The organism is uncultured Pedobacter sp. (assembly GCF_913776295.1).
In the GTDB taxonomy this organism is placed as follows: Bacteria; Bacteroidota; Bacteroidia; order Sphingobacteriales; family Sphingobacteriaceae; genus Pedobacter.
Genome location: NZ_CAJYOJ010000057.1, coordinates 24450 through 36632 on the forward strand (window position 1 = coordinate 24450; position 12183 = coordinate 36632).

General features: G+C 40.2%; 11 protein-coding genes and 1 pseudogene. 9 read left to right on the forward strand and 3 right to left on the reverse strand.

Translation table 11 applies throughout. From position 1 onward, the window contains the following. Position 1: 1 nt before the first annotated feature. Entirely contained in the window at positions 2 to 889 is an 888-nt protein-coding gene (locus QZ738_RS12115) for a heme ABC transporter ATP-binding protein (protein WP_293787865.1), read from the forward strand. 142 nt (positions 890 to 1031) lie between these two features. On the opposite strand, the gene QZ738_RS12120 is transcribed toward QZ738_RS12115, so the two are convergent. Beyond that, the gene (locus tag QZ738_RS12120) at positions 1032 to 2009 is read right to left on the reverse strand and encodes a helix-turn-helix transcriptional regulator (RefSeq protein WP_293787867.1); all 978 of its coding nucleotides are present in this window, start codon (positions 2007 to 2009) and stop codon (positions 1032 to 1034) included. Between the two features lie 795 nt (positions 2010 to 2804). Here QZ738_RS12120 and QZ738_RS12125 point away from each other — a divergent pair. Continuing rightward, positions 2805 to 3530, forward strand: a complete 726-nt coding sequence (locus QZ738_RS12125) for a LytTR family DNA-binding domain-containing protein (RefSeq protein ID WP_293787869.1) — start codon at positions 2805 to 2807, stop codon at positions 3528 to 3530. Positions 3531 to 3745: 215 nt separating this feature from the next. Here QZ738_RS12125 and QZ738_RS12130 read toward each other — a convergent pair whose 3' ends face one another. Beyond that, complete coding sequence (locus QZ738_RS12130) at positions 3746 to 3925, reverse strand: histone H1 (RefSeq protein ID WP_293787871.1); 180 nt, start codon at positions 3923 to 3925, stop codon at positions 3746 to 3748. A gap of 387 nt (positions 3926 to 4312) precedes the next feature. Here QZ738_RS12130 and QZ738_RS12135 point away from each other — a divergent pair, with 387 nt between their 5' ends. From QZ738_RS12135 to map, 3 genes are all read left to right on the forward strand, one after another. Continuing rightward, a complete protein-coding gene (locus QZ738_RS12135; protein WP_293787873.1) occupies positions 4313 to 5422 on the forward strand; it encodes an AraC family transcriptional regulator in 1110 nt (369 codons plus the stop codon). A gap of 176 nt (positions 5423 to 5598) precedes the next feature. Beyond that, positions 5599 to 6210, forward strand: coding sequence for a Crp/Fnr family transcriptional regulator (locus QZ738_RS12140; protein WP_293787875.1), 612 nt, complete (start codon positions 5599 to 5601; stop codon positions 6208 to 6210). Positions 6211 to 6414: 204 nt separating this feature from the next. Continuing rightward, positions 6415 to 7215 (forward strand): type I methionyl aminopeptidase, encoded by an 801-nt coding sequence (map, locus tag QZ738_RS12145; RefSeq protein WP_293787877.1) that lies wholly within the window; start codon positions 6415 to 6417, stop codon positions 7213 to 7215. Positions 7216 to 7296: 81 nt separating this feature from the next. On the opposite strand, the gene QZ738_RS12150 is transcribed toward map, so the two are convergent. Further along, entirely contained in the window at positions 7297 to 8421 is a 1125-nt protein-coding gene (locus tag QZ738_RS12150) for an AI-2E family transporter (protein WP_293787879.1), read from the reverse strand. Between the two features lie 229 nt (positions 8422 to 8650). On the opposite strand from QZ738_RS12150, the gene mnmE reads away from it, so the two are divergent. The 4 genes and pseudogenes from mnmE to QZ738_RS21345 all read left to right on the forward strand — a co-directional run. Next, positions 8651 to 10009: a tRNA uridine-5-carboxymethylaminomethyl(34) synthesis GTPase MnmE gene (gene mnmE / locus QZ738_RS12155; RefSeq protein WP_293787881.1), complete on the forward strand. Its 1359-nt coding sequence runs from the start codon at positions 8651 to 8653 to the stop codon at positions 10007 to 10009. A gap of 531 nt (positions 10010 to 10540) precedes the next feature. Further along, a pseudogene (locus QZ738_RS21340) lies at positions 10541 to 10741 on the forward strand (helix-turn-helix domain-containing protein); the annotation flags it as partial. A 160-nt stretch (positions 10742 to 10901) separates the two neighbouring features. Beyond that, entirely contained in the window at positions 10902 to 12044 is a 1143-nt protein-coding gene (locus QZ738_RS12160) for an efflux RND transporter periplasmic adaptor subunit (protein WP_293787883.1), read from the forward strand. Between the two features lie 12 nt (positions 12045 to 12056). After that, positions 12057 to 12183 (forward strand): efflux RND transporter permease subunit (locus QZ738_RS21345; protein ID WP_363315583.1); only part of this gene is annotated, 127 nt, incomplete at its 3' end.

The window sequence follows — 12183 nt, forward strand, 5'->3', positions numbered from 1 at the left end:
TATGCTTAGAGTAGAATCCATTTCCTATAAATTGAACGAAAGACCACTATTGAAAGACATTTCGTTTGGCATCAGGCCGGGCGAAATGGTTGCACTTTTAGGCTCAAACGGCGCTGGAAAATCTACCCTATTGCGTTTACTTTCTGGCGAAAGAAAGCCAGATAGTGGCCGCATTATGCTTTATGGCGAAGACCTAAAGTGCTACGAACGAAAAATACTGTCCACCAAAAGGGCTTATTTGCAACAGCACAATCCCATTTCGATGGCTTTTACCGTAAAGGAAATAATTATGATGGGAAGATATGGTTTTAGAGGTCTTCCCTCTTCAAAAAACGATCAAACAGCGGTATCTGAAACGATGGAAATCTGTGGATTAAGCGATTTTGCTGAACGATCGGTGCTTAGCCTTTCGGGTGGCGAGCAGCAACGTGTACACCTGGCAAGGGTTTTGGCACAACTATGGGATAGCCAAGATGCTGTATTGCTGCTAGACGAGCCGACCAACAATATGGATTTACAGTTTCAGCACCAAACCCTGTCTATCGCTGCAGCAATGGCTGGAAAAGGCTATATGGTTATTGTGGTACTGCACGATCTTAACCTTGCTGCGCAATACGCCAGCCGGATCGTTATTTTAAAAAACGGCCGCAAATGGTGGAATGGCACGCCTGCGCAGGTGCTTACGCCACAGCATATCTATACGGCATTTGGCATTCAAGCCGAAACATATACCGACCAAAGCACTTTAAAAACGATAATTGTACCTGAAGAAGTTAAACTTGATGCCGCAAAGTTCAATTCGAACCTACAAACCGCCCACCAGCCGGTTTACAAAATGGCACATACCCATATCGATGAATCGGTTATACTCCAACCTGTTCAAAACTGAACCTTTGCTCCTATTAAAAAAAACCTATTGAATATCGTTCAAAAACATCAGTAGAATAGCCGTTACCTCTGCGGTTGATATTGTCAAACCAGGCTTTGGTTATTCCGGAGGCAAAAAGTCAGAGTACGGCGATAACCCTGATTCAAATCCGCAAATCGCTGGGTAAAATACCATAATACTTTTTAAAGGCATTGGTGAAACTCGCTTGATGTTTAAAACCGATATTTACGCCAACTTCATACATATTTTTTCCTTCTTCTAAAATCAGTCTTTTGGCTTCTTCCATTCTAAGGCGGGTTACAAAGTCATAGATGGTACTGCCAAAATATTTTTTAAATCCCGTTCTTAGCTTAAATTCGTTCAGCAATATCATCTTTGAAAGCTGTTTATGGGTTGGTGGATTGATGTAACCGCGTTCAAGAATTTCCCTTGCTTCTTCCAGCTTCGGGATATCGCGATTGAGCAGCGGTTCAGTACCGCCCTGCAAGTGCTGACTAAACTGCTCCAGCTGATACATAATCAGCTCGGTAATTCGCGCGTCAGTAAATAAACGTTTCAATTCTCCATCCTGCCGGCAGGTAATAATGGCGTCGATTGCCCTGTACATTTCGGGAGTTATAAAAAGATCTTGATCTGCAAACGAGGTTGAAATTCCTTTTTCCATCTCGTGTACAAACTGCTCATGCAAAGGCGAGTACAGATCAACCAAACGGAGGTAATAATCTTTAGAAAGAACAATCAGGAAATATACGAATTCCGCATCTGGTTTCACATCATAAGCCTCTTTTGCCGAAGGGATATACCTGATGTTGTGCCTGCTCAAGCCATATTTAGCTGATGGATTACCTGTTCCTGAAGTATTTTTACGGCTAAAGATAAACTGACAGGTCACGGCTTCTCCTTCCACTTCCGTGAGGATCCGGGCAGGACCATCGAATTTCATCTCCGAATGTATCAAAAACAAACCGTTGGTAGATAGCTGATAGTTTTTGATGGCTACAGGAGCATCTTTAATAGCTATTGATTTTTCCGACAATCGATGATCAGGCACATACTGATCTGGAATCTCTTCCCTAAACAGAAAATCTTTTTGGTGCGCTATTCTTGCCTTTACAATCATTTTCAGGTCGATTACTTAATCATAGATATGACAAATATAATATTATTATTTATATCAATTCTAAATAAGAGGAATAATTGCATGATTATTTAACCGTGCAAACCCCAACTGTTAATCAGTTTTTCAAAGTTTATGCTCATTATAGCATACTGAAAACGAACGGTTTAGCACGACAATTTAAACTAAATCCTTGCTAAGTTTATGAAAACGATTTATTTCGGGTCCTTTTTGTCTAGAGGTCGGGGAAAACAAAAATTCCTATCCAAAAAAAGAGCGTTTATTTAGATAGGAAAGAGTGGTAATTTAATGCCGATGTGCTAATAGGTAGATGTAAATATGGTGATCATTATTAAAATAAAACGATACGCATTTAACTGAAGCACTTTCTTTAAAGTTAAACTAAGATAGACACCTATATTCATTTTTTGGGCGCAACTTACACAGATCGGTGTGTTTCCGTTACAGATCGGTGATAATGGTAGCCAAATTTACAATAATAAGCACAACGCCATGCCTTTTTTTTTAGGTTATCTAGTTCAAACTAATCCCTGCAGTCTTCTACACAAGACGAGAAAAACGATGGTTTGGTTTTCCATAACCATTCGCACTAACTTTTAAGGTTGATGAAATCCTGAATTGTGTTTAAATTTGAATTCAAAGGTCATTGAGCTCGCAATGGTGAATCCTGGGCATCTTAAACCAACCTAAAAGAAGAAAATTCGAGGGAATACAGGATATATTTTCTATTTTCAGTGCAAAAAGATGTAAATTCGTTACATATGCAAGAAGATTTATATGATTAGGTGTATAGCCATTGATGACCAACAAAACTCAATATTAGGTCTGGAAAAATATATAGCGGATACTCCGAATATGGAACTTCTGGCTAGTTACACCGATCCGATGGCAGCTTTGAAAGAACTGAAAAATATCGATTTGGTAGACGTGATATTTATGGATATTCAAATGCCACAACTTTCAGGCATTGACCTTTCAAAAGCAGTCCGCTCGAAGACCCGAAAACTGATTTTTACTACTTCGCATGAGGAGTATGCCTATGAAGCTTTCGAAGCCGAAGCAGATGCGTATTTACTTAAACCTTACGGTTATGCCAAATTTGCCTTAACCCTTAACCGGGTTTTTGGAGACGAAATAGAAGACATTGCACCGGAGGCCTACTTCTTTGTTAAAAATAAATCTGAAGCACACAAAGCTGTTTTAGTAAGATATGCAGACATTATCGCTTTTGAGAGTTTTCACAACTATATCAAAATACATACAAAAGAGAAGGTTATTATAGCCTATTTAAGTCTGAAAGATGTTAAAGAGCAGCTAAATATAGAAAAGGGATTTCTCCAGCTGCATAGGGGCTATATTGTCTCTATCAATCATATTTTACATGTAGAAGGTACCAGGGTAACACTTTCTAACCAGACCAGCTTTACGGTGGGCGATCTTTATTATAATGATTTTCGCGACTTTTTTACCGATAAACTGGTCACCAGCAAACGCAGTAAATAAAGGTTAAGGATGGCTTAAGCGCAACGCTGAGAAACGGGGAAACCAAAGAAAGAGGTCATATCATAAAGATAATATTTTTATCCTGAATCTATAGAAAGTCCTTTCGTAGTGTTTTCAGGGCATTCAGATACCTGGCTTAGCTGAGTAGAAGCTCAGTACAATGTAACAGATTATTGATGTTTTTTATGATACGACCTCTTTTACCAGCCTGAAAATTATTTTGCGCTGTTTTTTTTATCCGTTACTTCAGTTCTAATTTCCTGTGCTAAAACTTTTAAGTCTTGCATGGCTTTACGTACGCGTGTACCTGCCGCAGCATTACCACCATCATAAAATTTAGTTACGTCTGCTTCAACAGAAGAGATTAGATCTTGCACTTTTTTAAATTTGTCCATAATTTTTCTTTGATAAGGATGTTATACATCCGTTAATTAACTAATATCCTTTCCGCTAACAATAAACGGGCCGCAAAACTATTGCTTTTTATAATTTAAACAAACGTTTATGCTAAATCATTATTGCAAATCATACAAAAAGCAGTTAAAATATAAGCGCCAACAGCCTATTCGCACAGGTTTGAATTAAAGCTATCCCATTATCAAGCTGGTAAATCTCATCATTAAAAATTTTTAAATCCATAAATTTAACTTTTGCAATTATGTCTTATATTGGCTGGAAATATGCAGTCGTTAAACCTTCTAGTTAGTACCACCTGTTTGTTCCTGCTGTTATTCTCCATGCATCTTTTTTTCGCCAAAAGAGGGAATAGGCTATTAAACATATTGCTGTCTGTTATATTTTTTGCACGGTTTGGACAGATCCTGACTTCATTGCTCTTTAAAGCTGGCCACCCCCATGCTCTAGCGATCTTCCATCAAACCTTTACACCATTCTATTATGCTGCACCGGCCTGTTTTTATCTATACATTACAGGTTTTCTTCAGGATCGTAAACGTTTACAGTACATAGAATTGCTTCATTTCGTGCCTACTTTACTGGCCGTTATCCATGTGATCCCCTGGCATATCTCTGTTTCGTCCGACTGGAATTTAGTGGGAACTCAATTGGCCCAAAACGGTTACTTTACCTTAAAAGCAAAAACCGGGCTTTTTCCGCCATATTTTCATTATGTATTCCGGCCACTGCTGGTAATTGGTTATTTATGCGCTACCTGGATTGCAGTGTTGCGCCTTAACAAAAAACCGCAACAGCTACTGGACAGCGAAGGCAGAATATGGATTATTTTTTTTATTCGGATTGCTACTTTTTTTCAGCTTTTGGGCCTGATCCCCATTATTTTAAAGTCCTTGCACATGCCATATGTTAATACTTATTTTATCGTAATTAACTGTCTCGTCCTGCTACTTGTTTTAATGTATACCCTTCATAAACCATATATTTTTTACGGCTATTTGCTAGTGGCGGTTGACTGGACTAGAAAACCGGCAGGCAGACAAACTGGTTCTGATTCCATTTTGGTTCCTTTAGAGACAGAAAATCCAATACGGAACCTTACGACAGCTAAGAAAATAAATTTCATAGATGCACAACTGGTTGATTATGCCTTTGCCATGAAAGAAATAATGGAAAGAGAACAGCTTTACCTCCATCATGATTTTCAGATTATCGATCTTGCCGCAAAACTTAACCTGCCGGTACACCACTGTTCTTTCGTGATCAACAAACAGATCGGCAAAAATTTCCGCGATTGGATAAATGGTTACCGGATCAGTCATTTTTTGAAGCAGTATCCACTAAAATCAGATAGATTAACCATTGAAGCCATTGCTTCAGAAGCTGGCTTTAGAAGTCAGGCTACATTTTATAACGCATTCAGAAAAGAAACAGGTTTAATGCCAACCGCTTATTTTGCAATGCGAATAAGCCAATAAGCCGATTTTAAAGCTATTTTTGGTCTAACTATCGTATCGTTAGAGATTGCGGATCTCTTATTGTTCAACGTGAAGTAAAAAAGCATAATACCTTTGATTTCAGATCAACGTGTAAGGATAGCGTTTTAAACAAATCTGCCATACATCGTTTTTAGCAATCTCTATAGGCTTCAATTATGTCCGGTAAAACATCATTTTTACGCCCGCTTTTCGATTATCTTGACCAGTTCTACCCTTTATCAGAAACCCTTAAAGCAGAACTTGAAAAATACTGCAAGCTCATCCACATCAGAAAAAATAAATACATACTTTCTCCCATAGATCTTAACGCTTCACTATATTTTTTGGTAAACGGCCTTGTACGTGGTTTCGTGCGCGATGGCACAAAAGATATCAGTACCTGGTTTAGCGTCGGAAATGAAATAATCGGCGCCATACGTCACCCCGATCAACGACCTAATCATTCTATAGAATATCTTCAAGCCCTGGAACAATGCCAGCTGATCTGTATTCCATACACCTTAATCGATTTCGTGTATACCCATTATCCGGAAGTTAATTTAATCGGCAGAAAGCTGTTGGCCCTCCATCATTATCAGGCATCAGAAAGGGCTATCCTTGCCCGCATCCCAAAAGCTGTGAGCAGGTACCGGAAACTTCAGGAGAGCGGACTGGACATCAATAGAATACCGCAGCGCTATCTGGCCAGTTACCTTGGCATGCGTTTAGAAACCCTCAGCAGAATCAGGCACCGGGTTTTAACGCCCGATTTTAGCTTATGTTCTTAATTGCTGGCTAACTGAACCTGAACAACCGAGGTTGCCAACATAGACTCTTTGAACATCAATAGCCTGCTGTACAAATACCATTTTTATCATCACATACCTTGTAACAAAATAGCACCGGTAGTATTGCGGCCAGGATGATCAATTATTTTACACACATCTTTTTACGCTTTCTTCCTTTTGGCTTCTTTTGTTAAATTTGCGGCAATGATTTTATATAAAACCAACGAAGAAGTAGAACTGATGCAGATTAGCGCTCTATTGGTGAGCGATACCCTTGCAGAAGTAGCTAAAATATTAAAACCAGGCATTACCACCCTTGAAATAGACCGTGTAGCAAACGAATTTATACTGGATAATGGTGCCGTACCTTCCTTTTATAACTATAATGGCTTTCCTTTTCATATCATTACCTCGGTGAACGATGTGGTTGTACATGGTTTTCCAACCAAAGATGAATTGAAGGATGGGGATATCATCTCGGTAGACGTCGGTACCATTAAAAATGGTTTCCATGGCGATCATGCCTATACCTTTATCATAGGCGAAGTATCGCCAGAAATATTAAATCTGGTTAAAACAACTAAAGAGTCGCTTTTTCTTGGAATTAAGGAAGCTGTTGTGGGCAAACGCATCGGCGATATCGGTGCAGCTATCCAAATCCATAACGAAAAACAGGGTTTTGGGGTAGTAAGAGACCTTGTTGGCCATGGTTTGGGTAGAGAAATGCACGAAGATCCGCAGGTACCCAATTATGGCAGAAAAGGCAATGGTTTACTCTTGAGAGAAAACCTGGTCATGGCTATTGAACCGATGATCAACATGGGCAAAAAAGATGTGTTTCTGGATGAAGACGGATGGACGATCAGAACGGCGGATGGAAGTCCATCGGTGCATTTTGAACATGATGTCTGCGTTAAAAAAGGCGAAGCACTTATCCTTTCTGATTATGCCCCTATTGAGGCTGCAGAAAAGCAAAACAGCAACCTCAATACTTCTTATTATTAAATAATAACACAAAATGCAAGGAGATCTGATAAAAATCAGATTCCTTGCATTGATATTGTTATAAAACTTCTACATTAAAAGTTACCCTTTCTCAATTCCAGATTTGGTAGCCACTGGTTTTTTCCTTCTGAAAACCGGGAAAGTCATCGGGCTTCTTGCGGGGCGCTCATCTCCCAATAGCACGCCCCATTGTTTAAAAGATTCTGTACGATCGAAGATAATCTTCAATACCGCCACAATTGGCAAGGCCAGGAACATCCCCGAAATGCCCGCTATGCTGCCGCCGATAAATACCCCTAAAATGGCGAACAAAGCATTTATCTTCACCTTAGAGCCTACAATACGCGGCATCAGAATGTTATTATCCAGAAACTGAACAAAGGCGATTACCCCTAAAACGGTAAGTACCGGCCATAACTCCTGTGAGGAAGTTAGCGTTAACAACACCCCTATTACGTTACCGATTAAGGCCCCCACGTAAGGGATCAGGTTGAGGATGGCAAAGATTACTCCAATTAACAGGGCATGTTTGATACCGATCAGCATAAGTATCCCACCCAATAAAATGGTCATATAAGTAATCTGAATTAACAATCCGATCAGATAACTTTTGATGATCGATTCGGTCTCGTAAATAGCCTCCTTAACTTTCGGATGATCATCTGCTTTAAACCACATAAAAATAAAACGCAAGATGATATCTTTATAAAAGAGCATCAGGTAAATATAAATGGGCAGCAAACCGATAAATACAAAAATACCGCTTAAAGTAACCGCAGCTCCACCAGCCATTGAGGTTCCCATGTTCATCAAATCATCACTTTTAGCCTGGATAAAGGCCTTTTGCTGTTTATCGTTATAATGGGTAATGCGACTGATCCAATCGCTTAATGAGTTGATATGTTGCGTAACATTGGCCTTGATCTGCGGAAAATCTTTGACTAAAATCCCAATCTGGTTGGAGAAAAACCAAATGATCAAAGCCACAAAAAGGGCCACCAATAATATGGGTAAAATAATGGCCAATGTTTCGGGTACTTTTTTCTTTTTTAAAAAGCGATAGACGGGTAACAGCATTATGCTGATGAAAAATGCCATCAATATCGGCATGATAATATCTCGTCCGATAACCATCACTGCTGCAATGGCCATCAGTCCCAACAATTCTATTGATCGTTTTACGGTTAGGGGTAAATTGTTCGTCATAAAAGCTTATTCTGATTTGAGATTTAAACACAGGTAGTGTTGAAATGTTTTGAATAATTGCTTTGCGTGTGGGGTTCGCCTACTACCATTAGTTTGGAGTTGTGCGTTGGGAGTTTAGAGACCGTTAAGCAATTTAAACAATTAACCATTTAACCATAATTAAAAAAATTACTTCATTTACACCATATCCCCATAGATTAGACTTATTTTTGCTGCTTCAATACCACATATGAACAATCAAGATACCATTATTGCTTTGTCTACTCCTTCTGGCGCTGGTGCTATTGGCGTCATCCGCTTATCTGGCCCGGAAGCTATTTCGCTTACCAATGCCGTATTTGCCGGAAAGGATTTAGAAAAGCAGGCTTCGCATACTTTACATTTTGGCCTGATCAAAGATGGCAATCATATCGTGGATGAGGTGGTAGCAGGCTTGTTTGTGGCCCCAAAATCGTATACCAAAGAAAATGTGGTCGAAATTTCCTGCCATGGTTCTAATTATATCATTCAACAGATTATCAACCTGTTAATCAGCAAAGGTGCCCGGGCAGCTAAACCAGGCGAATTCACGTTGCGTGCCTTTTTAAACGGCGCTTTCGATCTGAGCCAGGCAGAAGCAGTTGCCGATTTAATTGCTTCCAACTCCAGGGCTTCGCATGACGTGGCCATGCAGCAAATGCGCGGTGGTTTTGCTAATGAATTAAAATCCCTGCGCGAACAGTTGATCCATTTTGCTTCCATGATTGAGCTTGAACTCGATTTCGCCGAAGAAGATGTAGAATTTGCCAACCGGGAACAGCTTAAAAACCTGGTTAACAAAATCAATTACGTGCTGCAACGCTTAATTTCCTCTTTCGAAATGGGAAATGTAATTAAAAACGGTGTGCCCATTGTTATCGCGGGTAAGCCCAATGTAGGTAAATCTACCCTGTTAAATGCCCTCTTGAATGAGGAACGTGCCATCGTTTCGGATATTGCCGGCACCACCCGCGATACCATTGAAGATGAACTAACCATTGGCGGGGTAGTTTTCCGTTTTATCGATACCGCAGGAATCCGTGATACCGCCGATATTATTGAAGCGCTGGGTGTAGAACGCACGCTGGAGAAAATGAAACAGGCCAAACTGATCATTTATATGGCCGATGCGGCCCAAAGCATTGCCGAAATTGAAGAGCAGATCAGCGGTTTAGCGCAATTGGGTATCCCTTATTTAATTTTGGTCAATAAAGCCGAACTTCTGAATGATACACAACGCAAAGCCTTCGAAGCTTTAGATGTTGTATTTATTTCAGCCAAAGAAAAACAGGGAATAGACGAACTGAAAACCACCCTACTGGAACAGGTTAACCTGCACCATATCAATACCAGCGAAACTTTGGTGACCAATATCCGCCATGTAGAAGCTTTAAAACAGACTGAACACGCGCTGCAAAGGGTTTTGGCCAATGTAGATAATCCGGTAACCTCCGATTTTTTAGCCATGGATATTAAACAGGCCCTGCATTATCTCGGTGAAATTACCGGTACGGTAACTACCGACGATTTGTTGGAGAATATTTTTACGAAGTTTTGTATCGGAAAGTAAAAAGACTAAATAGCACAAACTAAAACAAAGCAAATAGCTATTAATCAGCCATTAATTATTTATAAAATTAGTAGTGTTTTTATTAGTTTAGATCGGTTTTGCTAAAATTTGCCCCCTATTTGCCCCTCTAAGTAATAATATTTTATTTTTTTTAACTGGGGCGAGATTATGTCACTTAAGGTACCTTAATGCACCTAAATGCATTATAATGTACTTTATTGCAGTGATAATGATTTTCTCGCCTATAAATAAAGTATTATGAGTTCAAATATTAGAATCAAATAGTTTTGTCGCCATTGCGGACAAGAGTTTATCGCAAGAACAACTGTAACAAAGTATTGCAGCGAAACGTGTACTAAGAGGGCTTACAAGGTGAAAATTAGGAACGAGAAAATGCGAAAGAGTAAAGCTGAAGTAACCTGTGAAAAGATAGAGGAAAGCGCAATACTAAATCAAAATTCTTATTTTGAAATAAAAACATTTGATTATTTAACAGTAGCTGAAGCGGAAACACTATAAAAATGTGATCGTCGCACCATTTATAGACTCATTGATACAGGCAGGATTCCTTCTGCAAACCTATCCGTTAGACGTATTCGGATTTTAAAAAAAGATATAGACGCATTATTTGCAATCTCTGATAAAAGTGACTTGCCGGTAAATACGCCAAATATCAATTTTGAAAAAATACAATTGAAAGATTGTTATAGCATAACTGAAATTATTTATTAAAAATCTCACAAAACGATCAATGAAAGTGATAGTCATAATTACCTTTACTTCAATTCGTGATTCTTACATTTCACCCGCCATTTTCCGCATTTCGGTTACAAAACGGTTTTAACGCTCGCAGTGTAGCGGTAGCTTTGCCTAAAAAGTAAGACAGAGCGGAATGTTACCAAAAAAATACCTCAAAATCCTCAATGCAGGATTTCTGGCATCCTTTGCAGTACTTCTCACGAGCTGCGGAGGAAGCAGAGATCAGGACAGGACCAAGCAGGCAGAACCTGTTCAGGCAGAAATCATGACCCTTGATCCGGAAGAAGCGATGGTGGAGCAAACCTTTCCTGCCAGCTTGCAAGGTAAGGACAATGTACAGTTGCGGCCGCAAATCAGCGGGTACATCGATAAAATTTATGTGGATGAAGGCGCTTATGTAAGAGCCGGACAACCTGTATTCAGGATCAACGCCAGTGTATACCGGGAGCAGAAAAATACGGCGTCGGCGGCATTGGGAATGGCAAAATCACAATTAGCATCTGCAAAACTGGAACTGGATAAATATAAAGTGCTGACGGATAATAAAGTCGTGGCCGATTTCCAGTACCGGAAAGCCAAGACCAATTATGACAATGCGCTCGCTGCCGTAAAACAGCAGCAGGCGCTTGTTGCCTCGGCCGATCTCAATGTGGGATTTTCTATCGTCAAAGCGCCGGTAAGCGGTTACATCGGCCGGATTCCCAACCGGATCGGCGCACTGGTAGGACCCAATGATGCGCAGGCTTTAACTACCCTGTCGCAGGTAAGTGAAATTTATGTCTACTTTTCGCTTCCCGAAAAGGAAATCCTGAACATCAATGCCACCCGCCCCGGAAAAACCCTGATCGAAAAACTGAAAGGCTTTCGGGACATTACTTTACTGCTCGCAGATGGCAAACCCTACAGCCACGCCGGGAAAATCGACATGATGGACGGACAGTTCGATCCGAACACCGGTTCCGTATCGCTACGTGCTTCCTTTTCGAATCCCGAAGGCCTTCTCCGGACCGGTAACACCGGGCAGATCGTGCTGAAAACAATTCAGCAGAATGTTTATAAGATTCCTTTGCTTGCTACCTATGAAGTACAGGACAAAATATTTGTGGGACTGTTGAACCGTCAGAATAAAGTGACCCGGAAAGCCTTAAAAGATTTTACAAGGTCGGGAAATTTCTACCTGCTGAAATCAGGCTTTGCACCGGGCGACCGGATCGTGGCCAACGAGCTGGCTTCCATTCCTGAAAATTCCGTCATTACTCCAAAAGCGGTTCAATAAAACTTTTCGGATATGTTCAATAAAATTATCAGAAGACCCGTACTGGCTACGGTAATCTCCATTATACTGGTGCTGCTGGGTATTGTAGGCCTGCAGCGCATCCCGATGACGCAGTTTCCTGAAATTGCCCCGCCTACCG

Excerpts from the sequence above, each read along its gene's own strand:
- QZ738_RS12115 (WP_293787865.1), top strand. The coding sequence starts at position 2 with ATGCTTAGAGTAGAATCCATTTCCTATAAATTGAACGAAAGACCACTA.
- QZ738_RS12120 (WP_293787867.1), bottom strand. The coding sequence starts at position 2,009 with ATGATTGTAAAGGCAAGAATAGCGCACCAAAAAGATTTTCTGTTTAGG.
- QZ738_RS12125 (WP_293787869.1), top strand. The coding sequence starts at position 2,805 with ATGATTAGGTGTATAGCCATTGATGACCAACAAAACTCAATATTAGGT.
- QZ738_RS12130 (WP_293787871.1), bottom strand. The coding sequence starts at position 3,925 with ATGGACAAATTTAAAAAAGTGCAAGATCTAATCTCTTCTGTTGAAGCA.
- QZ738_RS12140 (WP_293787875.1), top strand. The coding sequence starts at position 5,599 with ATGTCCGGTAAAACATCATTTTTACGCCCGCTTTTCGATTATCTTGAC.
- map (WP_293787877.1), top strand. The coding sequence starts at position 6,415 with ATGATTTTATATAAAACCAACGAAGAAGTAGAACTGATGCAGATTAGC.
- QZ738_RS12150 (WP_293787879.1), bottom strand. The coding sequence starts at position 8,421 with ATGACGAACAATTTACCCCTAACCGTAAAACGATCAATAGAATTGTTG.
- mnmE (WP_293787881.1), top strand. The coding sequence starts at position 8,651 with ATGAACAATCAAGATACCATTATTGCTTTGTCTACTCCTTCTGGCGCT.
- QZ738_RS12160 (WP_293787883.1), top strand. The coding sequence starts at position 10,902 with ATGTTACCAAAAAAATACCTCAAAATCCTCAATGCAGGATTTCTGGCA.